We start from the raw sequence: 25,656 nt of genomic DNA on the forward strand, positions 1-25,656 counted from the left end.
GCTCGGCCGACCTCTTCGTGAGCAAACTCACCTCCACAAGGTTGGTTTACGGCAAGATCGCCTGCGCCAACCCCTCAATCTGCTCCTGCCGCTCGGCATGATTCAGCTTCGCGTGTGGGTTCAGCGACGACCATTGCGGATGGGCTCGCGCTTTGCGCAGCGCGTCCGGCAGTTTGCCTTCGCGCCAGGATTTGTCCTGCGGTGTATCCAGCTTGATGCTGTCCATCGCCGCATGGCCCCGAGCCTCAAGCGCCAACAGCAATTGCCGTTGGCGCAGGGCCAGCAGTCGCAGCACCGCGTCGTCCGCAGTCAGCTCGCGCTGCCCCTTGAGCTTGCCGAGCAGGCGCCCGCCGTAACTGCGCGCTGTCTGCAACGCGCCGCCAGCGATTGCACCCACCAAAGCCGCAGCGCCTAAAGTGATACCGCCGACCAGCAAATCAACGCCTGCACCGGCTGCTGCGCCGGCTGCAATGCCGCTGCCGACGCGCACCCCCAGCAGTTTCAGCGTTTCCGGATTGAACAGATCGTCGCCCCAGCGACCGTCAAGCAATGGCAAGTCACTAGCCGAAGCATCATCGCGGCGAAAGGCATAGAGCTTGAGCAGCGCCTCGACACAGCGTTGCTCGCGCTGGCGCACGGCTCTGCGTAAATCATCGATGGCAGCCCGCACCTGCTCAGCGTCTGTCGCGACGCTGCGTCGACAGGCCGCGCAATCGATCAATAGCTCGGCGATCAGCCGCGCCGCACTGTGCCGACGCACATCGCGCTGCGCCTGTTGATCAAGGATCAACCGTTCCAGCTGCGGGCGTGCGTTTTCCAGCAGCAGCGCCAGGCTTTCATACAGCCGCCGCTCACCGTCTTCCGGCGGCGCCACGCTGTCGAAGCGCACCAGTGCATGCAAGCCCAGGCGAGCCAGAGCGTCGCGCCACTCTGGCTCGCGATGCTGCGCACTGCTGACAAAATTCAGCACTGGCAGCAGCGGTTTTCCACAGCTGGCAAGGACGGCCAATTCGTCGCGATATTTGGCGAGCACGGGCTCCCGTGCGTCGATCACATAAAGCCCGGCATCTGACGTCAGCAACTGGCGCAGCACCTTGGCTTCCTGCTCGAAGCGCTGTCGGGCTTCGCTGCCGTCGAGGAAGCGGGTCAGCCGCGCCGGACCGTCGAGGCGTTCGCCGGGGCGATCCAGACGTTCCAGAAATTCGAGGAGGGCGATAGCGTCTTCCAGGCCGGGGGTGTCGTACAGCTCTAACAGCGCTTGGCCGTCCACCGACAACCGTGCACCTTCGACGTGGCGCGTGGTGCTGGGGCGATGGGACACCTCGCCGAAACCGACGTCGCGGGTCAGGGTCCGCAGCAGCGAGGTCTTGCCGACGTTGGTGTGCCCGACGACGGCCAGTTTCAAAGGGCGCACCGCTGATGGTTCAGTCATGTCCGGTCTCCAGCCAGTTCACGGGCGTGCTGTCGGTCCCTATCAGGTCCAGTTGTCGCAACGCGACGTGCCAGTCGCTCAGCCGATCGGGGTCCAGCGTTTCGCCGTGGGGCGCGGGCAGCAGCCACAGTCTCGTCGCTGTTGCGCATCGGGCCAGTTCTGCAATCAGTGCCAGGCTGCCGCGATCTGGCGAGCGACGGGGGTCGCAGGCAATCGCAAGGCGAGCAGGGGGGTAGCGGGTCAGTTGATCGAGCAGGGTGCGGCGCGATTCGCGGCTGTCGAGAATGCCAGCGTTGGCAACGCTTGCCGGCAAGGGCGGCGGCCACGGACGTTGATCGTCCAGCTCGATCGCGACCAGCAGCGCACCCTCGGTATCACGCGCCGAAGGGCCGGTTTGCACAGTGTGCAGCTCGGCGGGCGCTGCGTCGTTGATACCCAGTCGCTCGCTGCTCGGCATGAGGCGTTCGCGCAGTTCAACGAAGCCGGGCTCGCTCAGGTCCAGCGTCAAATGCTTGCGTCCAGCGCGCCAGCGTCCGTAGCAGAAAAGCGCCAGCAACAGCCGCGGAATAATGCCATACACCACCAGCACGCCCACCAGCCATGCGGCCCAAGCCTGTCGGGCGTTTTCGATCACCGATGCGCTATCGCCGCTGGCGCGAATCATGGCTTCGGTCGGCACAGAGAATCCCAGCAGCGATGGCAACATCCCGAGGCCTCGGGTCAGACTGACGAAGGTGTCGCTGCCCAGAATCGTGGTTTCCCAAACGAATCCGTAGCGGCGGGTCGCCATCAGCAGCAGGAGCAGCACCAGAGCACTGAGCAGCGCCAGCAGCCACAGCCCATTGACGCAGGCGCCGAGCAGCCAGCGGTTGAGGCGCTTGCGTTGCAACAGCAGAATCAACGCCGGTGCGAGCTGCGCGGCTTGGGCATCGCGCGCGAGCTTTTCACTGAGCCACCACCACACGCGTCCCAGGCTGGCTGCGCTGTCTCCCGCGAATAGCAGGCCCAGCGCCCAACTGATCAATAAAATCAGATTAAGCCCGAGCAGGCTGCCCACCGCCCAGAACACATTGACAGGGGTCTGCCCGTCGCCCAGCGCGGCAAAGGCCAGTCCGGCGCCGCTGATGACCGCGAATATCGCCAGCAGGATCAGCGACAGCCGCGCGCCCTGTTTCCAGTGACGCAGCGCTGCGAGCATGCCATCGCGCTCGGCCAGCCACAGGGCACGGTGTCTGATGCGCGTGAGTAAGTCGCCCGCTGTGGCGCGGGCGCGGCGGCTGGCTTCGTCATCGTCGAGCGGGCCCGCGTGTTGCTCGCGCAGGCGAACGGCTTCGGTCAGCCAGAGTTCATCGAGTGGGGTCAGTGCAGTCACACGGCGTCTCATTGGTAAAATCAGAAGTGAGCATAACCGCTGTTGCTGGAATGATGCAGTCAAGCAGTCGTGACGATTGGACAATCGTTATCGTGAGCAAGCTCACGCCTGGAATGGGTCGTCGTTTGTGCAGACGTTCTTACCCGCATGCGTGTGTGCAGAGGGACTGCTATCCTCGCCGCCATGAAAAAACATCTCCCCCTCAGCCTGATTGCCGCGCTCGGTGAAAACCGGGTCATCGGCGTCGACAATTCCATGCCCTGGCATTTGCCGGGGGATTTCAAATATTTCAAGGCCACCACACTGGGCAAGCCGATCATCATGGGTCGCAAGACCTGGGATTCGCTGGGTCGCCCGCTGCCAGGGCGGTTGAATCTGGTCGTTACGCGCCAAACAGACCTTCAACTGGAGGGCGCCGAAGTGTTCACTTCGCTGGACGCCGCAGTTGAACGCGCCGAGGCTTGGGCCGCCGAGCAGGGTGTCAGCGAGGTGATGCTGATCGGCGGCGCGCAGCTGTATGCGCAAGGGCTAGAGCAGGCGGATCGTCTGTACCTGACCCGCGTGGCGCTCAGGCCCGAAGGCGATGCGTGGTTTCCGGAGTTTGATGAAGCCGAGTGGGCGCTGGTTTCCAATGTGGACAACCCGCCAGTGGATGACAAGCCTGCGTACAGCTTTGAGGTGTGGGAGCGCCGTTAAACAGCAATCGCGAGCAAGCTCACTCCTACATTGAAGCGCGATCAACTGTAGGAGCGTGGCTTGTCCCGCGATCTGCCGGGCACCGGCAGCAAAACACAGCGTTTGCAGCGTGTCAGGATGATCGCATCAGCAGGGTTTACTGTTGCTGAGCAACAGATCGCGGGACAAGCCGCGCTCCTACAATCGTCTGCCAACGACCGCTGCAAGTTGTCACGAATATGTCGCTTTTACGTCATCTGTCGCGATCGGCAATGAACATGACGCCATCAGAACGCGCACGGTCGCTGACGCATTAAAACAGTCACCACTTTTTGTTACGGTCCAGCCTCGAATTTATAAAGGGGAGGACACCGTTATGAAGCTCGTACCAAAACTGTTAGCCGCTGCGCTCTGTCTCGGCCTGGCGGGTCAGGCTTTTTCCACGGAGTTGAAACACTGGCCCGAGCCTGCGGCCAAGCAGCTGAACGCCATGATCGCGGCGAATGCCAACAAAGGTAACTTCGCGGTTTTCGACATGGACAACACCAGCTACCGCTACGACCTCGAAGAATCACTGCTGCCCTATCTGGAAAACAAGGGCGTGCTGACTCGCGAAAAGCTCGACCCTTCCCTCAAGCTGATCCCGTTCAAGGACACCGCCGACCATAAGGAAAGCCTGTTCAGCTATTACTACCGCCTCTGCGAAATCGACGACATGGTCTGCTACCCGTGGGTCGCGCAGGTGTTCTCCGGCTTCACCCTCAAAGAGCTCAAAGGCTACGTCGATGAGCTGATGGCCTCGGGCAAGGCGGTACCGAGCACCTATTACGAGGGCGATGTGATCAAGACCCTCGACGTGCAGCCACCGAAAGTCTTCACGGGCCAGGCTGAGCTGTACAACAAACTGATGGAGAACGGCATTGAGGTTTACGTAATGACCGCCGCCTCCGAAGAGCTGGTACGCATGGTCGCGTCCGATCCGAAGTACGGCTACAACGTTAAACCGCAGAACGTCATTGGTGTGACCACGCTGCTGAAAAACCGTGAAACCGGCGAGTTGACCACCGCGCGCAAGCAGATCGCGGCCGGCAAATACGACGAGAAAGCCAACCTCAATCTTGAGCTGACCCCCTACCTGTGGACCCCGGCGACCTGGATGGCGGGCAAGCAGGCGGCGATCCTGACTTACATTGATCAATGGAAAAAACCGGTGTTGGTGGGCGGCGATACGCCGAGCAGCGATGGCTACATGCTGTTTCACAGCGTCGATGTCGCCAAAGGCGGCGTGCACCTGTGGGTCAACCGCAAAGACAAATACATGACCCAGCTCAACGGCATGATGAAGACCAATGCCGAAGCTCAGGCGAAAGAAGGGCTGCCGGTGACGGCGGACAAGAACTGGGTGATCGTCAAGCCGGATGAGATTCAATAATCAAGAAAACGAAGCCCAGCATGACTGCTGGGCTTTCCATCACTGCACTACAAGACACGTGGCGAATTTGCATGCGCCTCCCTTTCTGGCGAGTGTCACGTATTTGATCGCTGGATTGCCGCTCGTAGGAGTGATACTCAGGGGGAAAGTGGTGGCGTCATTGATGAGATAAGTCGCCTTGGAGGCGACCTCCTGTTTCACACCCTTCTGTATGACGAAGATCGTGGAGGCGTTGTTGTTACGCACTTCTACCGCCGTATCTGATTCCTGTGTCGTGGACGCTTGACCGCCGCTTACAGTGCCCTCGCTCGGAGCAGAGGGCTGTTGGGCGTCGGACGGCGTTAACGCATAGGCTGCGAAGCAAATACTTGAGATTGTTACAAAGAGCATCAGTCTGGTTTTCATCGTGTTTTCCTTAACAGTTGATGACCACGTATCAAAGATCGGATCTTCAGCGCCTGATTCCCCATCGACTGTAGACCTTTGGCGCAAAGTAAACACCTGTCAGAAATGACAGTGTGCATACGACGCCCTGTTCGTCACGGCAAAAAAAAACGCCCCGATGAGCGGGGCGTTTTATCTGGGCCTCAAGTGTCGATCACGGCACCAGCTTGTCCAGCAGCGCCTTGTCACGCACGGCGCCTTTGTCGGCGCTGGTCGCCAGCAGGGCGTAGGCCTTCAGGGCGGTGGTCACTTTACGCGGACGGGTTTCGACCGGCTTCCAGCCTTTCTTGTCCTGTTCGGCACGGCGCTCGGCCATTTCCGCGTCGTCGATCAACAGATTGATCGAGCGGTTCGGAATGTCGATTAGCACTTTGTCGCCATCACGCACCAGACCGATCGCGCCGCCCGCTGCGGCTTCCGGCGAAGCGTGGCCGATGGACAGACCGGAAGTGCCCCCCGAGAAACGGCCATCGGTCAGCAGTGCACAGGCTTTGCCCAGGCCTTTGGATTTCAGGTACGAGGTCGGGTAGAGCATTTCCTGCATGCCCGGGCCTCCTTTGGGGCCTTCGTAGCGGATGATCACGATATCGCCGGCCTTCACTTCGTCTGCGAGGATGCCGCGCACCGCGCTGTCTTGGCTTTCGAAGATCTTCGCGTTGCCTTCGAACACATGGATCGACTCATCCACCCCTGCGGTTTTCACCACACAACCGTCCAGCGCGATGTTGCCGTAGAGCACGGCCAGGCCGCCTTCTTGCGAGTACGCGTGCTCGACGCTACGGATGCAGCCGTTCTCGCGGTCGTCGTCCAGGGTGTCCCAGCGGGTCGACTGACTGAACGCCGTTTGCGTCGGAATGCCGGCCGGGCCTGCTTTGAAGAAGTGATGAACCGCTTCGTCGTCGGTCTGGGTGATGTCCCACTTGGCGATGGCTTCTTCCATCGACTTGGAATGCACGGTCGGCAGGTCGGTATGCAGCAGGCCGCCACGGGCCAGCGAACCGAGGATGCTGAAGATCCCGCCTGCGCGGTGCACGTCTTCCATGTGGTACTTCTGAATGTTCGGCGCGACTTTGCACAGCTGCGGGACTTTGCGCGACAGGCGATCAATGTCACGCAGGTCGAACGCGACTTCGGCTTCCTGAGCGGCCGCCAGCAAGTGCAGGATGGTATTGGTCGAGCCACCCATGGCGATGTCCAGGGTCATCGCGTTTTCGAATGCCTTGAAGTTGGCGATGTTGCGCGGCAGCACCGAATCATCGTTGTCGCGGTAGTAGGTTTTGCACAGCTCGACGATGGTGCGGCCCGCTTGCAGGAATAATTGCTCGCGGTCGCTGTGGGTGGCCAAGGTCGAACCGTTGCCGGGCAGCGCAAGGCCCAGGGCTTCGGTCAGGCAGTTCATCGAGTTGGCGGTGAACATGCCAGAGCACGAACCGCAGGTTGGGCAGGCACTGCGCTCGTATTCGGCGACTTTTTCGTCGGAAGCGCTGGAGTCAGCGGCGATGACCATGGCGTCGACCAGATCAAGCCCGTGGCTGGCCAGTTTGGTCTTGCCGGCTTCCATCGGGCCGCCAGAAACGAAGATCACCGGGATGTTCAGGCGCAGGGCGGCCATCAGCATGCCGGGAGTGATCTTGTCGCAGTTGGAGATGCAGACAATGGCGTCGGCGCAGTGAGCGTTGACCATGTACTCGACAGAGTCGGCGATGACCTCGCGGCTCGGCAGCGAATACAGCATGCCGTCGTGCCCCATGGCGATGCCGTCGTCGACCGCGATGGTGTTGAATTCCTTGGCCACACCACCCGCTTTTTCGATCTCGCGGGCAACCAGTTGGCCCAGGTCTTTCAAGTGCACGTGACCCGGAACAAATTGGGTGAAGGAGTTGGCGATGGCGATGATCGGTTTCTTGAAGTCTTCGTCTTTCATCCCCGTGGCACGCCACAAGGCACGCGCGCCGGCCATGTTGCGGCCGTGGGTAGACGTTTTCGAGCGGTAATCAGGCATTGGAGCACTCCGGGCGGCTAATCAGATTCAGTAAGGGAGTGAGCTTCTCGTGGTCCATTGCAACGGCGACAGGTCGCTACCGTTACGGATAAGGTCGGTGACGTCACAGGATCACTGCACGCTCGACCGGAGCTCATAAACCCGCCGGGGGATGATTGGCGATGAATAGCGGTGATTCTACACCTGTGGGGGCGGGAGGGAATGGTTGGGATCGAAGCATCGCGAGCAAGCTCACTCTTACTTGTCCTGCGGTAACCCTGTAGGAGTGAGCTTGCTCGCGATGGCATTCCAACAGACACATTCTGACTTTCAAATCTGGGAGGGGGTAATGGGCTCCTCCTAACCTGACTCAGATGATTTCGGCTGAGTTGAAAGAATGTCTAACCTCCCACGTTATAAATCTTTACGCAGTGGTCGCTACTCTGAATCAGGAAGAATCTACCTCATCACCTCGGTCACTCAACACCGTAACCCTGTATTCAACGATTGGCGTTTAGGACGGTTGGTTGTAAACGAACTGCGCGTGGCTCACGAATCCGGAGCCGTAAACTCTTTGGCTTGGGTCGTGATGCCCGACCATATTCACTGGCTATTCGAATTGAAGGACAGCCAGCTAACGCCGCTCGTTCAACGAATCAAGTCTTGCAGTGCTCGCACGGTCAACCGCGCTCGGGGCCAACATCAGCAACTTTGGCAAAGAGGTTTTCATGACCGTGCCCTTCGACGCGAAGACGATCTCGTGAAGATGGCGAGGTATGTTGTTGCTAATCCGCTGCGTGCCGGACTGGTGGAAAAGCTAGGCGATTATCCGCTTTGGGATGCGGTGTGGCTGTGAGAGCGAATCGCGAGCAAGCTCACTCCTACATGTCCTGCACTAACCCTGTAGGGATCGGAGTAGCGCTGCACTTTGCTCGCGATAGCGTCATGTCAAACGCTGCTCAATCAACTATTCGGCAACAACCGGCAGGTGATGCTCTTGATGTAGCGCGTTTCCGGAATCGCCGGGTGTACCGGGTGGTCCGGGCCCTGGCCGCCGCGTTCCAGCAGCTGAATGTTGCGGTCGAGGTGGCGGGCGCTGGTCAGCAGGATGTTCTGCAGGTCGTCTTCCGGCAGGTGCATTGAGCACGACGCGCTGACCAGGATGCCGTCTTTGCTGAGCAGGCGCATGGCCTGTTCGTTCAGACGACGGTAGGCGCCTTCACCGTTTTTCAGGTCTTTCTTGCGTTTGATGAACGCGGGCGGGTCGGCGACGATCACGTCGAAGCGTTCCTCAGCAGCTTTCAGCTCTTTAAGGGCTTCGAACACGTCGCCTTCGATGCAGGTGACTTTCTCGGCAAAACCGTTCAGGCCCGCATTACGCTCCACGCCATCCAGCGCGAAACCCGAGGCATCGACGCAGAACACTTCACCGGCACCGAACGCACCGGCTTGCACACCCCAGCCGCCGATGTAGCTGAACAGGTCCAGCACGCGCTTGCCTTTGACGTACGGCGCCAGACGCGCGCGGTTCATGCGGTGGTCGTAGAACCAGCCGGTCTTCTGGCCTTGCATGACCGGCGCTTCGAATTTCACGCCGTTTTCTTCCAGGGCGACCCACTCCGGCACCAGACCAAAGGCAGTCTCCACGTAGCGGTTCAAGCCTTCGGCGTCACGCGCGGCCGAATCGTTCTTGAGCAGAATGCCGCTCGGTTTGAGCACCTGAATCAGGGCCGCCAGCACGTCGTCTTTATGGTGCTCCATGGTGGCAGAGGCAAGTTGCACGACCAAAATGTCGCCGAAACGATCGACCACCAGCCCCGGCAGCAAGTCGGAGTCGCCGTAAACCAGGCGATAGAACGGCTTGTCGAACAGGCGCTCGCGCAAGGACAGGCAAACGTTCAAGCGATGCACCAGCAGCGACTTGTCCAGCGGCAATTTGGCGTCGCGGGACAGCAGGCGCGCGCAGATCAGGTTGTTCGGGCTCAGGGCGACAATGCCCAGCGGCTTGCCGCCTGCCGCTTCGAGGATCGCTTGAGCGCCTGGCGCAAAGCCGTTGAGCGGGGTGGCGGCAACGTCGATTTCGTTGCTGTAGACCCACAGGTGACCCGCGCGAAGGCGACGGTCGGCGTTGGGCTTGAGGCGCAAGCTAGGCAGGGACATGACGTCGCTCCGGAAAAAAGAGCGGGATTATAACGCCGCAGGCTCGCTGCGGTGAATTTAGTGCAGGCGGTCTGTCGGAACCCGGGCGTCTTTCAACGGTTGTCGAAGCATGGGCGGTAGGGGTTAGAATCGCCTCCTGACTTTGAGTGTGTACCTATGTCCCAAGAGCTTACTTCCGAGCAGATCCAGCAGGCGTTGCAAGGCATCAGCGTGCCGCCCCAGCCGCAAATCATGGTGGATTTGCAGATGGAGCAGTACATGCCCGACCCTGATCTGGGTGTGATCGCCCGGTTGATCGCGCAGGACCCGGGCCTCTCCGGCGCTTTGCTGAAAATCGTCAACTCGGCCCACTACGGCCTGACCAACAAAATCGCGTCGATTCAGCGCGCGGTGAATCTGCTGGGCAGTCGCTCGGTCATCAACCTGATCAACGCGCAGTCGATCAAGGGCGAAATGAGTGACGAGACGATCGTGGTGCTCAACCGCTTCTGGGACACCGCCCAAGACGTGGCGATGACCAGTCTGACGCTGGCCAAGCGTATCGGCTCGCAAACCGTGGACGAATCCTACGCACTAGGTCTGTTCCACGACTGTGGCGTACCGTTGATGCTGAAGCGTTTTCCCGACTATATGAATGTGCTGGAAGAGGCCTATGCGAATGCCGGCCCCGAGCAGCGCGTCGTCGACACGGAAAACGAGAGACTCAAGACGAATCACGCGGTCGTTGGTTATTTCACAGCCAAGTCCTGGCGCTTGCCTGAACATGTCAGCAATGCCATAGCCAATCATCACAATGCGCTGGCGATTTTCCAGGATGAGTCGGGCCGAAACGCACCGCTGAAAAACCTGCTGGCGATTCTGAAAATGGCCGAACACATCTGCTCGTCCCACCGCGTGCTGGGCAATCAGGCCGTCGACCATGAGTGGCACAGCATCGGCCACTTGATCCTGGATTACGTCGGCCTGTCCGACTACGACTTCGAAAACCTCAAAGAAAGTATCCGCGAGTTGAGCGCGCGCTGATTTCGCGCGCCTGTGCCTTGCCTGCCATCGAGCTGCCCATGCCTGAATTACCTGAAGTCGAAACCACCCGACGGGGCATCGCGCCCCACCTGGAGGGCCAGCGCGTCAGTCGCGTGATCGTGCGGGACCGTCGTCTGCGTTGGCCGATCCCGGAAGATCTGGATGTGCGGCTGTCCGGCCAAAAGATCGTGGTAGTTGAACGGCGCGCCAAATACCTGCTGATTCAGGCCGAAGTCGGCACGCTCATCAGCCATTTGGGGATGTCCGGAAATTTGCGTCTGGTGGAATCGGGCCTGCCGGCGCTCAAGCATGAACACGTGGACATCGAGCTGGAATCCGGGCTAGCGCTGCGTTACACCGACCCGAGGCGGTTCGGCGCAATGCTGTGGAGCCTCGACCCGCACAATCATGAATTGCTGATTCGCCTGGGGCCTGAGCCGCTGACCGATCTGTTTGACGGGTTGCGTCTGTTCGAGCTGTCGCGGGGGCGGTCGATGGCGGTCAAGCCGTTCATCATGGACAACGCGGTGGTGGTCGGTGTGGGCAATATTTATGCGACCGAGGCGCTGTTTGCGGCAGGCATCGATCCGCGCCGTGAGGCCAAGAGCATTTCCAAGGCACGCTATATAAAGCTGGCGATCGAGATCAAGCGCATTTTGGCTGCTGCCATCGAGCGCGGCGGCACCACATTGCGTGACTTCATCGGCGGCGACGGTCAGCCGGGTTATTTCCAGCAGGAGCTGTTCGCCTATGGCCGAGGCGAAGAGCCGTGCAAGGTCTGCGGGACGATCCTGCGTGAAGTGAAGCTGGGACAACGGGCGAGCGTGTTTTGCCCGAAGTGTCAGAAGTAAAGGGAAACGAAATAGGGGTATGGTCCGTTTGCCCGCGATCGCAGAGGATCATCGGCGAGTTTCCTGACAGATCCCTCCCAATCGCGGGCAAGCGCTCCTACAGTCTTAAGCCTGGCGGTTTGATCCCCCTTGCGTAACCCCAATCCCTGTTTATAGTGAGCAGCATCACTTTTCCCGCCGTGCCTGAAGGATCACGCCATGAGCCCGTTCCGTATTCTCGCTGCCACACTGGCCCTGTTCTTTGGCTTGCAGATGACCCCGGTGATGGCGCAGGTCGAGGCTTCAGGCAGCGGTGATCCCGTTTACGAAATTCAGAATCCCCCCGCGTACGCCATGATCGGCGACTTGCTGGTGGCGCGTCCGTTGCTGATCGTGGCCACCGTGGCCGGTGCCGCGCTGTTCATCGTTGCATCGCCCTTCGCCGCAGCAGGCGGGAATCTGGGCGCGACTGGCAAAGCGCTGGTGGTCGATCCTGGCAAGGCGGCGTTCGTCCGCTGCCTGGGCTGCACTACCAGCGGCTACGGCAAACACGACTGATCGAGGCAGGTCCGCACCAGATTCAGCGGTGCATCAGGGCTGAAGACCGCTGAAGTCCCCACGCCGCGCGGGTCGCTCGCTGCCTCTACGCGGGCACTGTTTTTGTGCCACTGCAGCACTTGTTGATTGCCGAAGTCGCGCTTGGTCTCCTTGACCTTGTAGCCCCGCTCGCGCAGGTCATTCAATTCCTCGGCCGTAAACGCACCCGGCTCATACTCCAGTACATCCGGCATGTATTGGTGGTGGTAGCGCGGCGCCGACACCCACTGCTCGACGGGTTTTTCATCCAGATACTGCAGCATCGACAGCAGCACAATGCTGGGAATCCGGCTGCCGCCAGGCGTGCCGAAGGCGGTGAAGGTGCGCGGACTCTCGATGAAGCTCGGGCTCATGCTCGACAGCGGCCGTTTGCCAGGTTCGATGATGTTCGCCTGGCTGCCCACCAACCCGTAGGTATTGCTGCCCTTGGGATCGACCGCGAAATCGTCCATTTCATCATTGAGGATCACGCCCGTGCCGGGCACCGTGAAGGCTGAGCCAAACGGAAGATTCAGCGAGAGCGTCGCAGCCACGGCGTTGCCCTCGTCGTCGAGCACCGAGAAATGGCTGGTGTTGTCACCTTCCCGCCAGCGCGGGGTCTGCGGCAACACGTTGTCCGGCGTCGCCCTGTGCGGATCGATGCTGATGGACTGCTGGAGCAGGTAGTCGGGCGCCAGCACTTGGGCAATCGGATTGGGTACGAAATCAGGATCGCCGAACAGCGCGCGGTCGCGATAAGCGCGACGCAGCACTTCAACGACGTAGTGAGCGCGCTGCACTTTCTCGGATTCGCGCCACGGCAATTGCTGCAGCATAGAGAGGCTTTGAGCCAGCGCGACGCCGCCTGATGACGGTGGCGGGGCGCTGATCAATTCGCGCTGGTCCGCGAGTTGAGAGCGCAGCGGCGTCCGGGTGACGACGTCGTACTCTTCGAAATCGTGGTAATTCCAGATGCCGCCTGCCGCCCGGTTGCCATTGACCATCGCCTGCGCCGTCAAACCGCTGTAAAAGCCTGCGCGGCCTTTGTCGGCCAGCCGGTCGAGCGTCTGCGCCAATTCGGGTTGCTTGATCACTTCACCGAGATCCGGCACATCGTTGTTGCGCAGGAACAGCCGGGCGCTCTCTTTATTGGCCCGCAGCGCGAAGAGTCGCCAGCTGGCGCGCTCACGATAAATCTCGTCCACCTTGAAACCGCGATAGGCGATGCGAATGGCTGGCGCCATGGAGACGCTGAGCGGCAGGCGGCCGTAGCGTTCCGCCAGCTCCACCAGCGCAGCAGGCACACCCGGAATGGCTGCCGCCAGAGGGCCGTTCAGGGACAAGTCGGGCTGTACGACGCCGTTGCGGGTGAACAGGTTGCGCTTGGACTTCAGCGGCGCTTTTTCCCGCGCGTCGAGAAACTGGTACTGCACCGGATCACCGGCCTGACGCAGCAGAAAGAAACCGCCGCCGCCCAGTCCCGAACCGTAAGGCTCGACCACGGCCAGGGTGGCGCTGATGGCAACGGCGGCGTCGAATGCATTACCGCCATCGACCAGGACTTCCTGGCCGGCGGCGGTAGCGGTGGGGTTGGGGCTGGCGATGGCGGCCTGACCGGGACGGTCGGTGCTGCCTTGTGCCGAGAGCGCGCACAGGAAAAGTGCGGCGCCAAACGAGGAGGGTTTCCACGAAAGCTTTGATGTCATGCGTATCTCGCTCGCTCAGTTCTACAGGCATTACAGCCAGTGTCTTCGGCGAAAGCGCGTATGCCGACAGGATATGCCTTCGTTTATGCCTTGCTGGTAATCAACTGGTATTTGGCCATGAGCTCGTCCTTGCTCTCGACGTGATTCTCATCCAGCGGGATGCAATCCACCGGGCAGACTTGCTGGCACTGCGGCTCGTCATAGTGGCCAACACATTCAGTGCACAGGTTCGGGTTGATCACGTAGATCTCCTCACCCTGTGAAATCGCCTCGTTCGGGCACTCGGGTTCGCAGACGTCGCAGTTGATGCAATCGTCGGTGATGATCAGGGACATGAGAGCTCCAGCCGCGGCCAACGCCGGGGCATATCAAAACTAATGCGGCGAATTGTGCCGCATTAGCGCCCGGTATGCACCTGTGCGTGCGTCATGATCCCGGCTGAAACCGCTCCTTGAGCGCCTGGGCGACGGCCGGGTGTACGAATTTGGTGATATCCCCACCCAGCGCCGCGATTTCCCTGACCAGCGTAGATGAAATGAACGAATAGCGTTCGGACGGCGTAAGAAAAAGACTTTCGACGTCCGGCGCCAGTTGCTTGTTCATGTTGGCGAGCTGGAATTCATATTCGAAGTCGGAGACCGCACGCAGACCCCGCAGCAGGATATTGGCGTTCTGCTCCTGGGCGAAATGCGCCAGCAGGGTCGAAAAGCCCACGACTTCGACGTTCGACAGATGTTTGGTCGCCTCACGCGCAAGTTCGACGCGCTGCTCCAGGGAAAACAACGGGTTTTTCTTGGGGCTGGCGGCTACGGCAATGACCACTTGGTCGAACATGCGCGAAGCGCGCTCGACCAGATCGCCATGACCTTTGGTGATCGGGTCGAAGGTGCCTGGGTACAACACTCGGTTCATCGCATCGTCCTGGTCGGAGTCCGAAGGGACTCGGATGGTATCGCAGCGCGGCAGGGCGGCCAAGTCGTGGGCGGCGGCCTGCTTTACGCAGACCTTTGGCGTCGCCCACTGAGCTATCGGCGGTCACAACGGCTGTTAACGCCTTGGTGTTGTAGGCGCTTATCTTCCCGGCCCTTCCGGCAGATGGCGTTCGAGCCACGCCTTCACCTGGCCGACGTCGAGGTGGTAGCCCTTGTAATACAGTTCGCGGGAGTCGTGAGCGCCGGTAGGGTAGGTGATGAATTCCATGTCTACGCCAACAATGGTCGCCAGATTCGAGAAACAGGACAGATCGCCGTATTCCTCGGCCATCCAACACAGCGCCTGCGCCCCTTTTGACGCAAACATGATATTGGTCCACGCAGCGCCGGTCGGGCCGATGATGACCTCGGCATTGGCCATGAGCGCCACCTGCTGGCTGACGTCCAGTTCTTCCATGGCAACGCTGACAAAGCCGTAGGGCTGGAGCAGGTTGATGACTTCAGCCTGGTTGTAACGTCGCAGAAAACCTTTACGGGCCAGAAAGACGCGTTTCGGCAGCGTTGTCGCGTCAATGTCTTGCGTCAGGCTCATTGCATGCTGACGCAAGAATTCAACGGATTCAGGCCGCGCGAAGTTGCTGTTTGTGAGGTTCCCGACCGAGTTCTTGAAGTTGGGAATCATATTGTTGGGCGCAGTGATAAACAGCAAATCGTCGACTTTATACGTGGGCAGAGTATCGAGATAAACAAAAGGTCTATCGATGCCGATACTCTCGATCAATGCCCGAATCGATGGAATGGTCTGACTGTGTTTTGAAATCAGAACAGGATAACCCGCGTACTGTTCTGGCAATTCAGCCACGAACTGCAACTGCGACAGAATTTCCAGCACCCAGTGGTAGTAGTTCGTTTCACTGCAGCCGTTGACCAAGATGCCTTTTTCAATGAGCTCAGGCTCGTCAACGCGCACTAACGCCAGCTCTTTGCCGTGGTACACGACATGGGCCACGCTGTAGTCGGCATTGCGCGGTTTGACCGTGGTGATGCGTTCGATGACCACGCGTCCGTCGGGCAGAACGGCTGAACGGGAAACGGAGCCGACCTGACCTTGACGCAGGCGATGCAGCGCGACTTCCGGGAAAGTGATTGGCGTGGGCTGAATGTTTTGCCCGATGAAGCGCGGCCCCTGAACTACGCCAGCGAGTGCAGGGCGAAACACGTGGGCCTTGAATTCATCGGTTTGGTCGAGCCACTGCAAGCGCAGGCGCTTGAGCGTGCGTCGCTGCCCCGAGTTACTCCGGGAAAACAAAGCGAACGCCAAATCGGAGATCCACCCTTCGCGCCAGCAGATCAATTCCTGGACTTGTCCCCACAGTCGGCTGCGCAATCGTTGAGCAGCGGAAGTCTGCTGACGAAATTGATGGTGAAAGATGTCGATTTTGGTTTCGCAAATGCCCAAGGCCAGCAACTGCGGATAAATCTCGGCGTGGTAGTCGCTGGCGATGATGACGGTATCAAAATCCAGATTCACCAATTCGCGGGGTGCGTAGATAAGTTTGCCAAACAGGTGCTGGCCCTGTTTCTGCACATTGTTATCGACGAAACCTTGGACCTGGAAACGTCCCCGGCAGGTCTTGTAGAAATTGACGCCACCCGCACCTGTTCCAAAAATCAGAATGCGCGCTTTTTGCTTGAACCACGTCGCCATACTTCACCCGATAATAACGACCGCCCGGAGTTGGCGTGGGCGTAGTGTGCAACGGCCTGACAACTTGTCAAGTTCACGCATGCGCAAGTTTGTTGGCGTCAAAATAGGAGCGCCGGTTGTCGTCTGGATTCCGTTGGCAAACACATTTATGGGTTAACGTCTGACAGCAACTCCGCACATTGCGCCGGCGTCAGATAGTCCGATAGCAACTTGCCGGCGTAATCGCGCGCGTACACATCTGCACCGCTTTCCCTCAGCAGAGAAAACGTTTTCCGACAGCGGCCTGAGAAATAAGCGTCCTTGGCGTACATCAACGGCGTAGTCCCTTTGTGATTGCTGCGGTCAGGCGACGCCCCTTTCGCCAACAGCCAGCGCACGACCTCATAAGCCCCGGCGTAACTGGCGACGATGAGCGGCGTCCAGCCCTTCTCGTTGGCGTCGTCAAAGCCTGCGATGTTTTTTTCCAGCGCGACGACCGCGTCCAGATCCCCTTTTTCGCACGCCGCGAGCATCGCCGGCAGCCGGTCGAAATGAAGCCGCACGTCAAAGTCGATGGTGGCGATGTCGACGTGGTGGTCCGTTTGCTGGAGCACCACGCCTGGTCTGCGTGTCGATTTGCTCGGCAGGACGCTGGCCGATGCGATTGGCGTTCCTTGCCACTTGAGTAGCTGATATTCGCGGAAGCTAAAGGCGCGGATCTTGTTGACGCATGCCCACGCGGTGGTGATCGGTTCGATGCCCAGCGTCGCATAGTCGATGGTCGACTTGGAAAAATAGCTCGACCCCTCAGCGGCTTGGGCCTGCGCTTGCACCGGCCCACCCACCAGGCGCAAAAACCATTGATCCAGTAGCTGGCCCGCGTGTTGGTTGAACGCGAAGTACAGGTCTCTGCAGGTCCACCATTTAGCCATGGGAAACGTGAGTTGCGCCACGATATCGCCAGTATCGATGCCGGGTTCAAGATAGTGCAGAGTCACTCCCGCTTCGTGTTGACCGTGGAGCAACGGCCACACCGAGGTATACATGCCTTTGTAGGCAGGCAGTTGTGAAAAATGGATGTTGAACAGATTCGGTACAGAGAATCGCGAAGGCACGACCAGTTGGTCGAACTCCAGCGAGAGGAATGCAGTGCGAGTGGTCGTGTAGGCGTCGTCGAGGCTGATTTCCTGCACGCCGTGACGCACGGCAGCAGCTCGCAGTGAACGTTGCCAACCGTCTGCGCCGCTGTCATTGCGGTTGCACACCACCGCCAGTGCCTCTGCGGGAAAATGGTTGAGTGCAAGCTCCAGGCCGTGCACGGCGATGTTGTTCTTACCGGCGATGATGATCACTGTTTGCTTTCTCTCTGCCCATGGCGCGATGGCAAATACTGACGACGAGCCAATCGGCTGTCCATCCGTCGTAGCGCGGAGCGATGGGAATGTTGCCAAAAAATTTTCCTGGCCCGGTTTCATTTAAGCCCCGCGCCGCCGATAAGGCTATCAAGGTGTTTGCGGACCGTTTAGCGAGTAGATCATGCAAAGCTGTGTAAAGAACCTGATGGAGCAAGGCGCTCATCTGTTTGGCGAAATGCTGGATGTCGAGCGCGTTCAGGCGCTGTACCGCGCCATGGTCGCCGCGCGAGCTTTCGATGGCAGCCTGTTCATGGACGAAGCCGAATACCTGGCTCAGGAAAACCATTTCAACGCCAACCCGACCAAGACCTTCAATTTTCTCAATCAGTTCGACGAGCAATTGCAGTTCATCGAGCAGGACCCTCGTCTGAAGGGCGCGCTCGACACATTGCTTGGCGACGATTACGAAGTGGTGATCAAGAAGGCCGTGTGTGGCGTCCCGGATTCCTGGCTGCCGGAGTGGATTCGCGAGCGCATTCGCGATGTGAACGTGGCCAACCTCGGCCCCTACATCAAGAAGCCTTTTCGGGATATCACCTATTTTCGCGGTATCGATTTCCACCAGGACATCATCGACTGGCCCCAAGGGCGGGTCGAGCTTGAGCCATCGACCTTTCTGACGCTTTACGTCTACCTGCACGATGTCACCGAGTTCGACTCGCCGCTGCACCTCATACCGGGATCTCATCGCTTCGGTGCAACGCTGTTCCCCCACCGGCTGGAGCCTCTGGGCGGCGACCAGTGGACGTATGCAGATGATCACGGCAATGCGATTCGATGCCAGGACCAGACCCTGTTAGGCGGGCCTGGCTATGTCGGCTTGTGGCACAACTGCACGTTGCACGGCACCCGGCCAGTGGCCCACGAATCCGAGCAGTTCCGGCTGTCGTTGCGGTATCTGGTGGGCAAGTCGAACAGCAATCACACAGTCACTGCCATCGACGAAATAAATGGCACCCTCCAGGGCGACCTCAAACCGGTGCGCACCCGTCGTGATCTGGACGACAAAGGCGCTGCGCAAATACGCGGCAATATCATCAATGCAAAAAACTGAAGCGGGTGCATTCGGGGTACGCGCCTTCGTCAGCCGCCCTCTTCACACCCACATGTTGTCGACAGGCTGCAATGGAGTGCGCGCGTTCGTGAGCAAAATGTTATGAAAATCCAATTCCTGCAATTGCAGACGCATGGCGATGACCGCGGTTCGTTGATCGCGCTGGAGGAGGGCAAGAACATCCCCTTCGCGGTCAAGCGTGTCTATTATATGTTCGACACGGGGGAGGGGGTCCGTCGCGGCTATCACGCCCACAAGTCCTTGAAACAGGTCGCAGTGGCGGTGCGCGGCTCATGCCGTTTCATGCTGGACGACGGCAAGGAAAAGATCGATATCCGCCTCGATCATCCTCATCAAGGGCTCTTGATCGAGTCGTTCACCTGGCGAGAAATGTACGATTTCTCGCCCGACTGCGTATTGATGGTGCTGGCCGATAATCTGTACGACGAAGCCGATTACGTCAGGGACTACGAGACTTTCCTGCAGATGGTTCAGGAGTGACGGGGTTGTTCCGGTCCTGAGCGCTGCGCTTTACGAGGTTTACTGATGGATATCCCGTTTCTCGACTTGAAAGCGGTCAATCACGAATACGCCGACGAATTGAAAGCGGCCTGCGCGCGAGTCATCGATTCGGGCTGGTACATCGGTGGTACGGAGCTGGCCCGATTCGAAGCCGCGTTTGCCGAGTATTGCGGCGTGCCGTTCGCAATCGGCACCGGCAATGGCCTGGATGCACTGGTGTTGGTGCTGCGGGCCTGGAAAGAGCAGGGCAAGCTCAAAGCGGGAGACGAAGTGATCGTTCCCGCCAACACCTTCATCGCCACGGTCTCGGCGGTGACCGAAACCGGGCTGATGCCGGTGCTGGTGGATATCGACCCTGCCACCCACAACCTAGATTGCGCGGCGGTCGAAGCTGCAATCACGCCGAACACCCGCGTGCTTCTGCCGGTTCACCTGTACGGGCAATTGGCCCCGATGCCACAGCTCATGGCACTGGCCGCACGCCACGAACTGCTGGTGCTGGAGGACTGCGCGCAGGCGCACGGCGCTCAGTTGGACGGCCGCAAAGCCGGTCATTGGGGGCATGCGGCCGCATTCAGCTTTTATCCTGGTAAGAACCTCGGCGCGCTGGGCGACGGCGGTGCGGTCGTCACCTCGGACGAAGCGCTGGCACGCTTGGTCAGGGCCTTGGGCAACTACGGCTCCAGCGTCAAATACCAGCATGACTACCCGGGTGTTAACAGCCGGCTGGACGAAATTCAGGCTGCCATGCTCTCGGTCAAACTGTCGCATCTGGACGCTGATGCCGAGCGCCGTCGGCAAGTGGCGGAGCGCTATCTGAGCGCGGTGAGCAATCCGTTGATCGGCTTGCCCACTATCACTGAACGCGCCGCCCACGTCTGGCACCTGTTCGTGGTCGAATGCGCCGAGCGCGACGCCTTGAAAGAGCATCTTGCGCAACGGGGGATTCAGACCGCCATCCACTATCCCCTGCCGATCCCGGCCCACGCGCCTTACCAAACGTTGAAACTGAGCCCGGCGATGGAAGCTGCAGGGCTGCATGAGCGGATTCTTTCACTGCCGATCTACCCAACGTTGAGCGCCGAGGCACAGAACCGGATCGTGGCTGCGCTCAATGAATTCACGATGGAGCATAAGGCCCCCCACGGATGAAGAATCAGCACTTCGCACAAGTCGCTTTTTTTGTGCACGCCGCCGAAATGTTCAACCACTACCAGCCAGTGTGGCGCCTGCTGGGAGACGAGGCGTTCGACATCGTGCTCCATGGCACCGACCACGAACGGCATGACAGCCGGGTACTGGCCGAACAGGCCGGTTATCGCTGCTTCGACAGTGAGGCGGTGATCGAGGCAGGGCAGTGTTATGACATCGTGGTATCCAACCACAGCATGTACCACCATCTCGATCAGCCCCTCATCCACGTGCTGGGCCATCGTCGCGTGCGGTTCATGTATGCCTTGGGCAAGGCCCGGCATAACTTTTCCGACTGGAACAGCCACTACGACCTGATCCTCTGTTTCGGCCCGTGGCAGGCGCAACGCTTGAAGGATTGCTGCGACGCGGTGACGTTCCAGATGGGTTATCCGCGTTACGACGAGTATTTCAGGCAGCCCGCGTTGATTGGCGCGCAGCCGCCCGGGCTCTCGCTGGACCCGGCGAAGAAAACCGTGCTCTGGCTGCCGACCTGGATGGAGCTGTCGTCCATCAGCCGTTTCGCCGACGCCATGTTTGCCCTGTGCGCTGAGTACAACGTCATCGTGAAAACGCACCCGCTGTCGGTCGAGGCCGAGCCCGAGGTGTTGGCGATCCTGGATCAGTACGCGTTCACGGCGGTGATCACCACGGTGTACGACAATCTGGCGCTGTTCCGCTGCGCCGATTACGTGGTCTCCGACTACGGCGGAACCCCGTTCGGCGCGCTGTATCTGGACAAAAACCTGCTGCTGTTGAACGTCCCGGACGCCGAGTCCGATGCCCTGACGGGCGATGATTCGCCCGATATTCTGCTGCGCGAAGAGATTGTCAATGTTGACGAACACGCGCGTTGGAGCTTGCCCGAGCTGCTGGCCGACGACGCGCTGTGGGCTGCGCAGGCGAAGGTCCGGCAGCGTCTGCGCCACACGTACTTCGTGAACAGCTACGGGTTTTCCGCCGAGATGGCGGTGATGGCGCTGTGCAACATCGAAACGTTACTCACGCAAGGGTAGAGATCATGGTCATTTGGCTGGTCGGCCTGTCCGGCGCCGGGAAAACCACTCTGGGGAAGGCCCTGTACGCCAGCCTGAAACAGGAGCGTCCGCACACCGTTTTCGTCGATGGTGACGAAGTCCGGGCGCTGTTTCGTCATGATCAACGCCCAGACGCTTACACCCTCGCCGGGCGACGCATCAATGCCGAGCGTATTCAGGCGCTGTGCGGCTGGCTCGACAATCAGGGTATCGATGTCGTCTGTTGCATCCTCTCGATGTTTCAGGACATCAGTGACGAAAACCGTCAGCGCTTTTCCGACTACCGCGAAGTGTTCGTCGACGTACCGCTCGACACCTTGATCGAACGCGATGACAAAGGCCTTTACCAGTCCGCTCTGCGCGGTGAGCGCGAGCATGTGGTGGGCGTCGATATCGAATACCGGCCTCCTGTGGCGCCGGACCTGATCGTGCATAACAGCCAACGGCTGCAAGACTTGCCTGGTTATGTGGCGCAGATCCGGCAGATCAGCGGGTACGCTTCGTGAGCGTGAATTACCCCTACAGCGAGGGCGATTTGCTGAAAGATCCGCAGACGTATCGCTACGCCAGTTTTCAAGGCGAGGCGTTCGTCGACGCGTGGCAGGCGTCACGCCAGGCGGCTCAGCGTGCGTTGCCAGCACCCGCGCAGATGCCGCTGAACGCCAGGCCCGACAGCGATTGCACCGACAGCGTCGCGTGGCTGGCGCGAATTTGCCTCAGCTTGCGCGACGGCCGTGTCGATGAAAAGACGCCTGCGTCGTATTGGCTGCCCCGGCTGCTGAAAAAGTTCGAAGTGAGCAAGCGGCTGTTCGCCGGCTATGAATTGGCCGCGCCCCATCGCGCATTGCCAGGCAGCGACTGTCTGGCGCTGCGCCCTTATCTTTTGCTGGCCGAAGCAATGATCCACGGCTGGCGCACTCAGCGGGCCGGTTATTACCTCAGCGGGCTGCTCAAACTTTCAGACACCCTCGTCTCCCAGCGAGCCCGCCTGCACAACGAAGAAGCCGCGCAGCTGGCGTGGATTCTGGAGCAGGAACGGCAATTGATCGCGGAGCTGCGCCCATGACCTCGCCGACACTGGTGTTGCTGTGCGCGCGAACAGCCCGCTCGGTGGCGTATCTGCAAGCCTTGCATCTAGCGGGGGTCGTGCCGGATCAGATCGTGGTGTATGGCCAGTCGGGCTCTGCCTTGCAGATCGACCGAGCGTGGCAGGGCGTCGCGATCGATGGCCTGTTTCTGCCGGACCTGCGCGAAGACGTGACGACGTGCCTTGCGCGTCTGGGCTGGCGCCATGAGGTTTGCGCGGCAGCGTCATTGGACGACCCCGCCTTGGTGGCCACCGTCGAAGCGGCCGCGCCGGATGTGCTGGTCTACTCCGGGTACGGCGGTCAGCTCGTCCCGCCGACGCTGCTGCAACGTTGCCCGGTCTTGCACATTCATTCAGGGTGGCTGCCGGACTACCGTGGCAGCACGACGATCTATTATCAGATCCTCGAACAGCGTCAGTGTGCCGCCAGCGCGTTGTTGCTCAACGAGACCATCGACACCGGCCCGGTGCTGGCGCGCAAGGTGTACCCGCTGCCGCCTGCCGGGTTGGATGTCGATTACGTCTACGACAATGCCATTCGTGCCGACCTGCTGGTGGCGGTTCTCGTTCGCTGGCGCTCGAACCCGGCCAGCCTGCAACCCCTGACCGCGCCGGAGCTGGATCACGAAATGCCGCCGTATTTCATCATTCATCCGCTGCTCAAGCATCTGGCCTTGCTCGCAGTCGATCAGCAGGAGCCCACCCCATGACGGCGCCCCGCGACAGCGTGCCGTTCGGCACCAAATCCGAAACGCTCAAGCGCCTGCAACCGTTGGTTCGCTGCTCGCGGATCTTGCCGCTGCACTTTTTCACGGCTGTCGAGTGGCGTCAGGATCGTTCGTCGGTACTAGCCGCGATCGGGCGTTTGGAGCACGGCGGGAGCGTGATCGTGCGCAGCAGTGCGAAGGGTGAGGACGGCGCCGCCAGTTCCATGGCGGGAGCGTTCACCAGTTGCCTGAATGTCGACGCCACGAGCAGCGACGAAGTGGGCGCAGCCATCGATCAGGTTATCGCGTCGTTTGCCGGGCATCTTTCGGATGGCAATCAGGTGCTGGTCCAGCCAATGTTGACCGACACGCAGATGAGCGGCGTGGTCATGACCTATGACCTCGAACATGGCGCGCCGTATTACGTGCTCAATTACGACGACGAAAGTGGCCAGACCGATACCATCACCGGCGGCGTCGGCATCCACAAAACCGTGCTGATCTACCGTGACACAGCGCTGCAGTCCGTGCATTCGGCGCGTATTCAGGCGGTCGTTCAGGCCTGTCGCGAACTGGAAACCCTCTGCGGGCGGGTGCCCCTGGACATTGAGTTCGCGGTCGATCGCCAGCAGCAGGTGTACGTCTTGCAAGTGCGGCGCATCACCCTGAGCAACACCTGGCACCCGGTGACCGAGCGTCGCGTGGCCCGCCAGCTTGAACATGTGCGCGAGTTTCTGGGGCGTCGTCTCGCGCCGCAACCGCAGTTGTACGGCGAGCGCACGGTGCTGGGGGTCATGCCTGACTGGAACCCGGCAGAAATCATCGGCACCACCCCCCGCCCGCTGGCTGCCTCGCTCTACCGCCGACTGGTGACCGATGCCACCTGGCGCGAGGCGCGGGGTCGCATGGGCTATTACGCGCCTCCTCATCAGGCGCTGATGGTGACCTTGGGGCATCACCCTTACATCGACGTGCGTTGCAGCTTCAACTCGTTTTTACCGGACGGGATGGCCCCGGCGATCAGCGAGAAGCTGGTCAACGCCTGGCTGGATCGTTTGCAAAACAACCCGGAATGGCACGACAAAGTGGAGTTCGAGATCGTGCCCACTTGCCTGGACTTTACGTTCGATGCCGATTTCTCCTCGCGTTATGCGAACGTTCTGACATCGGACGAGCGCGCTGCCTATCGCATTGCGCTCGACGCGTTGACCCGACGTGCCCTCTTGGGGGAAGGCGACGGCGCGCTGGACCGCGCGCTGGCGCAGGTGCATGAGCGAGAGCGAGAGCAGCAACGGCGCTCGCTCGACGATGCGCATGCCAGCCTTGAGAATGTGGCGCGTCTGCTTAGCGAATGCCGTGATCAGGGCACACTGCAATTTGCCGTCGTGGCCCGCCATGGCTTCATCGCCGAGGCCCTGCTGCGCTCGGCCAGCCGCCGTGGCGCGCTCAGCCCTGAACGTCTGCAAGCGTGGAAACACTCCATCGAAACCGTCACCACCGAACTGACCGGGCAGTACGCCGCCGCCTGCGTGGACAGCGAAAGGCTACCGGGGTTTTTGGCGAGCTTTGGTCATCTGCGTCCCGGCACCTATGAAATCACTTCGCTTCGCTATGACGAGCGCACCGATTTGTTCGCTGCCGAGCCGCTGCATCAGGTCGAATCGCATCAGACCGTATCGACCTTCGAGCTGAGCGTCGATGAACGCCAGGCATTGCAGGCATTGCTCGATGAACAGGGATGGCCGTTGTCGCCTGACGCGCTGCTGGCCTACGCCAACCGCGCCATTCAGGCCCGGGAGTACGTCAAGCTGATCTTCACCCGCGATCTGTCCGACGCGCTGAATCAGCTGGTCGCCTGGGGTGGTCGGGTCGGCTTGGCGCGAGAGGATTTGTCGTTCCTGACCATCGACGGGTTGCTGGACACCCTCAGCGTGCCATTGATGGACGATCTCGACCGCATCCTGCTCGACCGCGCCACTCAGGCCCGCAACAGTTACGAGCAAGGTTTGATGCTGAAGCTTGGGCACCTGATCGCTGACATTGACGACATCGTGGTGGTGCCGCTGCACCGCAGCCTGCCGAATTTCGTCACCCAGAAGCACATCGAAGCCCCTGGCGTGCAGCTGCAACAGGATTCGCCCGCCTCGACCTCGCTGCGGGGCAAGATCGTTTGCATCGAAAACGCCGATCCCGGTTACGACTGGGTCTTCACCCGAGGCATCGCCGGGTTGGTCACTCAATACGGCGGGGCGAATTCGCACATGGCGATACGCTGTGCCGAGTTTGGTATTCCCGCTGCCATCGGCTGCGGTGCGCAGCTGTTCAATCGACTGGTGCGCAGCCCGCGCATCGCCCTCGACTGCCGCGACCAAACCCTGCGCCCGGTGTAAGCC

Annotated in this window: 25 protein-coding genes; 15 read left to right on the forward strand and 10 right to left on the reverse strand. The window is 60.3% G+C overall.

Going from position 1 to position 25,656, the window contains the following annotated elements:
* Positions 1 to 46 precede the first annotated feature (46 nt).
* Both B3N48_RS18585 and B3N48_RS18590 read right to left on the reverse strand, forming a co-directional pair.
* On the reverse strand, positions 47 to 1,432 hold the full coding sequence (locus B3N48_RS18585; RefSeq protein WP_296186254.1) for a GTPase/DUF3482 domain-containing protein: 1,386 nt from the start codon (positions 1,430 to 1,432) through the stop codon (positions 47 to 49).
* Positions 1,425 to 2,804, reverse strand: coding sequence for a DUF2868 domain-containing protein (locus tag B3N48_RS18590; protein WP_296186257.1), 1,380 nt, complete (start codon positions 2,802 to 2,804; stop codon positions 1,425 to 1,427). The genes B3N48_RS18585 and B3N48_RS18590 overlap by 8 nt, the downstream gene beginning before the upstream one ends.
* Positions 2,805 to 2,987: 183 nt before the next feature.
* On the opposite strand from B3N48_RS18590, the gene B3N48_RS18595 reads away from it, so the two are divergent.
* Together B3N48_RS18595 and B3N48_RS18600 are read left to right on the forward strand one after the other, a co-directional pair.
* The gene (locus tag B3N48_RS18595; protein ID WP_296186259.1) at positions 2,988 to 3,500 is read left to right on the forward strand and encodes a dihydrofolate reductase; all 513 of its coding nucleotides are present in this window, start codon (positions 2,988 to 2,990) and stop codon (positions 3,498 to 3,500) included.
* Positions 3,501 to 3,855: 355 nt separating this feature from the next.
* The gene (locus tag B3N48_RS18600) at positions 3,856 to 4,911 is read left to right on the forward strand and encodes a haloacid dehalogenase-like hydrolase (RefSeq protein ID WP_296186260.1); all 1,056 of its coding nucleotides are present in this window, start codon (positions 3,856 to 3,858) and stop codon (positions 4,909 to 4,911) included.
* 39 nt (positions 4,912 to 4,950) lie between these two features.
* Here B3N48_RS18600 and B3N48_RS18605 read toward each other — a convergent pair whose 3' ends face one another.
* Both B3N48_RS18605 and ilvD read right to left on the reverse strand, forming a co-directional pair.
* Positions 4,951 to 5,316: a hypothetical protein gene (locus B3N48_RS18605; RefSeq protein ID WP_296186261.1), complete on the reverse strand. Its 366-nt coding sequence runs from the start codon at positions 5,314 to 5,316 to the stop codon at positions 4,951 to 4,953.
* A 193-nt stretch (positions 5,317 to 5,509) separates the two neighbouring features.
* Entirely contained in the window at positions 5,510 to 7,357 is a 1,848-nt protein-coding gene (ilvD, locus tag B3N48_RS18610) for a dihydroxy-acid dehydratase (RefSeq protein WP_296186263.1), read from the reverse strand.
* Positions 7,358 to 7,733: 376 nt separating this feature from the next.
* Between ilvD and B3N48_RS18615 the strand changes: the two genes are divergently transcribed.
* Entirely contained in the window at positions 7,734 to 8,192 is a 459-nt protein-coding gene (locus B3N48_RS18615; protein ID WP_296186264.1) for an REP-associated tyrosine transposase, read from the forward strand.
* 107 nt (positions 8,193 to 8,299) lie between these two features.
* Here B3N48_RS18615 and B3N48_RS18620 read toward each other — a convergent pair whose 3' ends face one another.
* Positions 8,300 to 9,496, reverse strand: a complete 1,197-nt coding sequence (locus B3N48_RS18620) for a class I SAM-dependent rRNA methyltransferase (RefSeq protein ID WP_296186268.1) — start codon at positions 9,494 to 9,496, stop codon at positions 8,300 to 8,302.
* 210 nt (positions 9,497 to 9,706) lie between these two features.
* On the opposite strand from B3N48_RS18620, the gene B3N48_RS18625 reads away from it, so the two are divergent.
* From B3N48_RS18625 to B3N48_RS18635, 3 genes are all read left to right on the forward strand, one after another.
* A complete protein-coding gene (locus B3N48_RS18625) occupies positions 9,707 to 10,519 on the forward strand; it encodes an HDOD domain-containing protein (RefSeq protein ID WP_296186517.1) in 813 nt (270 codons plus the stop codon).
* Positions 10,520 to 10,557: 38 nt separating this feature from the next.
* Positions 10,558 to 11,370: a bifunctional DNA-formamidopyrimidine glycosylase/DNA-(apurinic or apyrimidinic site) lyase gene (gene mutM / locus B3N48_RS18630; RefSeq protein WP_296186269.1), complete on the forward strand. Its 813-nt coding sequence runs from the start codon at positions 10,558 to 10,560 to the stop codon at positions 11,368 to 11,370.
* 198 nt (positions 11,371 to 11,568) lie between these two features.
* Complete coding sequence (locus B3N48_RS18635) at positions 11,569 to 11,907, forward strand: multidrug transporter (protein WP_296186271.1); 339 nt, start codon at positions 11,569 to 11,571, stop codon at positions 11,905 to 11,907.
* Here the strand turns inward: B3N48_RS18635 and ggt are convergent.
* The 4 genes from ggt to B3N48_RS18655 form a co-directional block, all read right to left on the reverse strand.
* Positions 11,889 to 13,631, reverse strand: a complete 1,743-nt coding sequence (gene ggt, locus B3N48_RS18640; RefSeq protein WP_296186273.1) for a gamma-glutamyltransferase — start codon at positions 13,629 to 13,631, stop codon at positions 11,889 to 11,891. The two genes, B3N48_RS18635 and ggt, sit on opposite strands and share 19 nt — an antisense overlap.
* An 83-nt stretch (positions 13,632 to 13,714) precedes the next feature.
* Positions 13,715 to 13,966 (reverse strand): YfhL family 4Fe-4S dicluster ferredoxin, encoded by a 252-nt coding sequence (locus B3N48_RS18645; protein ID WP_074752410.1) that lies wholly within the window; start codon positions 13,964 to 13,966, stop codon positions 13,715 to 13,717.
* A 91-nt stretch (positions 13,967 to 14,057) separates the two neighbouring features.
* Entirely contained in the window at positions 14,058 to 14,543 is a 486-nt protein-coding gene (gene coaD, locus B3N48_RS18650) for a pantetheine-phosphate adenylyltransferase (protein ID WP_296186276.1), read from the reverse strand.
* A 159-nt stretch (positions 14,544 to 14,702) separates the two neighbouring features.
* Positions 14,703 to 15,623, reverse strand: a complete 921-nt coding sequence (locus B3N48_RS18655; RefSeq protein ID WP_296186278.1) for a glycosyltransferase family 61 protein — start codon at positions 15,621 to 15,623, stop codon at positions 14,703 to 14,705.
* Between the two features lie 48 nt (positions 15,624 to 15,671).
* On the opposite strand from B3N48_RS18655, the gene B3N48_RS18660 reads away from it, so the two are divergent.
* Positions 15,672 to 16,316, forward strand: a complete 645-nt coding sequence (locus B3N48_RS18660) for a hypothetical protein (RefSeq protein ID WP_296186280.1) — start codon at positions 15,672 to 15,674, stop codon at positions 16,314 to 16,316.
* A gap of 101 nt (positions 16,317 to 16,417) precedes the next feature.
* On the opposite strand, the gene B3N48_RS18665 is transcribed toward B3N48_RS18660, so the two are convergent.
* Positions 16,418 to 17,602, reverse strand: coding sequence for a formyltransferase family protein (locus tag B3N48_RS18665; protein WP_296186282.1), 1,185 nt, complete (start codon positions 17,600 to 17,602; stop codon positions 16,418 to 16,420).
* A gap of 184 nt (positions 17,603 to 17,786) precedes the next feature.
* Between B3N48_RS18665 and B3N48_RS18670 the strand changes: the two genes are divergently transcribed.
* The 8 genes from B3N48_RS18670 to B3N48_RS18705 all read left to right on the forward strand — a co-directional run bounded on the left by B3N48_RS18670 (position 17,787) and on the right by B3N48_RS18705 (position 25,653).
* Positions 17,787 to 18,719 (forward strand): phytanoyl-CoA dioxygenase family protein, encoded by a 933-nt coding sequence (locus B3N48_RS18670; RefSeq protein WP_296186283.1) that lies wholly within the window; start codon positions 17,787 to 17,789, stop codon positions 18,717 to 18,719.
* A 102-nt stretch (positions 18,720 to 18,821) separates the two neighbouring features.
* Positions 18,822 to 19,220, forward strand: coding sequence for a sugar 3,4-ketoisomerase (locus B3N48_RS18675; RefSeq protein ID WP_296186285.1), 399 nt, complete (start codon positions 18,822 to 18,824; stop codon positions 19,218 to 19,220).
* Positions 19,221 to 19,265: 45 nt separating this feature from the next.
* On the forward strand, positions 19,266 to 20,393 hold the full coding sequence (locus B3N48_RS18680; protein WP_296186286.1) for a DegT/DnrJ/EryC1/StrS family aminotransferase: 1,128 nt from the start codon (positions 19,266 to 19,268) through the stop codon (positions 20,391 to 20,393).
* Complete coding sequence (locus B3N48_RS18685; RefSeq protein WP_296186289.1) at positions 20,390 to 21,448, forward strand: CDP-glycerol glycerophosphotransferase family protein; 1,059 nt, start codon at positions 20,390 to 20,392, stop codon at positions 21,446 to 21,448. The genes B3N48_RS18680 and B3N48_RS18685 overlap by 4 nt, the downstream gene beginning before the upstream one ends.
* 5 nt (positions 21,449 to 21,453) lie before the next feature.
* Positions 21,454 to 21,975: an adenylyl-sulfate kinase gene (locus B3N48_RS18690; RefSeq protein WP_296186291.1), complete on the forward strand. Its 522-nt coding sequence runs from the start codon at positions 21,454 to 21,456 to the stop codon at positions 21,973 to 21,975.
* Positions 21,972 to 22,535, forward strand: coding sequence for a hypothetical protein (locus B3N48_RS18695; RefSeq protein ID WP_296186294.1), 564 nt, complete (start codon positions 21,972 to 21,974; stop codon positions 22,533 to 22,535). Before B3N48_RS18690 ends, B3N48_RS18695 begins: the two co-directional genes overlap by 4 nt.
* Positions 22,532 to 23,266: a formyltransferase family protein gene (locus B3N48_RS18700; protein ID WP_296186295.1), complete on the forward strand. Its 735-nt coding sequence runs from the start codon at positions 22,532 to 22,534 to the stop codon at positions 23,264 to 23,266. Before B3N48_RS18695 ends, B3N48_RS18700 begins: the two co-directional genes overlap by 4 nt.
* Positions 23,263 to 25,653, forward strand: a complete 2,391-nt coding sequence (locus B3N48_RS18705) for a PEP/pyruvate-binding domain-containing protein (protein ID WP_296186298.1) — start codon at positions 23,263 to 23,265, stop codon at positions 25,651 to 25,653. Before B3N48_RS18700 ends, B3N48_RS18705 begins: the two co-directional genes overlap by 4 nt.
* Positions 25,654 to 25,656: the final 3 nt, after the last annotated feature.

This window comes from Pseudomonas sp. UBA1879 (assembly GCF_002338065.1).
GTDB lineage: Bacteria > Pseudomonadota > Gammaproteobacteria > Pseudomonadales > Pseudomonadaceae > Aquipseudomonas.

Excerpts from the sequence above, each read along its gene's own strand:
- B3N48_RS18585 (WP_296186254.1), bottom strand. The coding sequence starts at position 1,432 with ATGACTGAACCATCAGCGGTGCGCCCTTTGAAACTGGCCGTCGTCGGG.
- B3N48_RS18595 (WP_296186259.1), top strand. The coding sequence starts at position 2,988 with ATGAAAAAACATCTCCCCCTCAGCCTGATTGCCGCGCTCGGTGAAAAC.
- B3N48_RS18600 (WP_296186260.1), top strand. The coding sequence starts at position 3,856 with ATGAAGCTCGTACCAAAACTGTTAGCCGCTGCGCTCTGTCTCGGCCTG.
- B3N48_RS18605 (WP_296186261.1), bottom strand. The coding sequence starts at position 5,316 with ATGAAAACCAGACTGATGCTCTTTGTAACAATCTCAAGTATTTGCTTC.
- ilvD (WP_296186263.1), bottom strand. The coding sequence starts at position 7,357 with ATGCCTGATTACCGCTCGAAAACGTCTACCCACGGCCGCAACATGGCC.
- B3N48_RS18615 (WP_296186264.1), top strand. The coding sequence starts at position 7,734 with ATGTCTAACCTCCCACGTTATAAATCTTTACGCAGTGGTCGCTACTCT.
- B3N48_RS18620 (WP_296186268.1), bottom strand. The coding sequence starts at position 9,496 with ATGTCCCTGCCTAGCTTGCGCCTCAAGCCCAACGCCGACCGTCGCCTT.
- mutM (WP_296186269.1), top strand. The coding sequence starts at position 10,558 with ATGCCTGAATTACCTGAAGTCGAAACCACCCGACGGGGCATCGCGCCC.
- B3N48_RS18635 (WP_296186271.1), top strand. The coding sequence starts at position 11,569 with ATGAGCCCGTTCCGTATTCTCGCTGCCACACTGGCCCTGTTCTTTGGC.
- ggt (WP_296186273.1), bottom strand. The coding sequence starts at position 13,631 with ATGACATCAAAGCTTTCGTGGAAACCCTCCTCGTTTGGCGCCGCACTT.
- B3N48_RS18645 (WP_074752410.1), bottom strand. The coding sequence starts at position 13,966 with ATGTCCCTGATCATCACCGACGATTGCATCAACTGCGACGTCTGCGAA.
- coaD (WP_296186276.1), bottom strand. The coding sequence starts at position 14,543 with ATGAACCGAGTGTTGTACCCAGGCACCTTCGACCCGATCACCAAAGGT.
- B3N48_RS18670 (WP_296186283.1), top strand. The coding sequence starts at position 17,787 with ATGCAAAGCTGTGTAAAGAACCTGATGGAGCAAGGCGCTCATCTGTTT.
- B3N48_RS18675 (WP_296186285.1), top strand. The coding sequence starts at position 18,822 with ATGAAAATCCAATTCCTGCAATTGCAGACGCATGGCGATGACCGCGGT.
- B3N48_RS18680 (WP_296186286.1), top strand. The coding sequence starts at position 19,266 with ATGGATATCCCGTTTCTCGACTTGAAAGCGGTCAATCACGAATACGCC.
- B3N48_RS18685 (WP_296186289.1), top strand. The coding sequence starts at position 20,390 with ATGAAGAATCAGCACTTCGCACAAGTCGCTTTTTTTGTGCACGCCGCC.
- B3N48_RS18690 (WP_296186291.1), top strand. The coding sequence starts at position 21,454 with ATGGTCATTTGGCTGGTCGGCCTGTCCGGCGCCGGGAAAACCACTCTG.
- B3N48_RS18700 (WP_296186295.1), top strand. The coding sequence starts at position 22,532 with ATGACCTCGCCGACACTGGTGTTGCTGTGCGCGCGAACAGCCCGCTCG.
- B3N48_RS18705 (WP_296186298.1), top strand. The coding sequence starts at position 23,263 with ATGACGGCGCCCCGCGACAGCGTGCCGTTCGGCACCAAATCCGAAACG.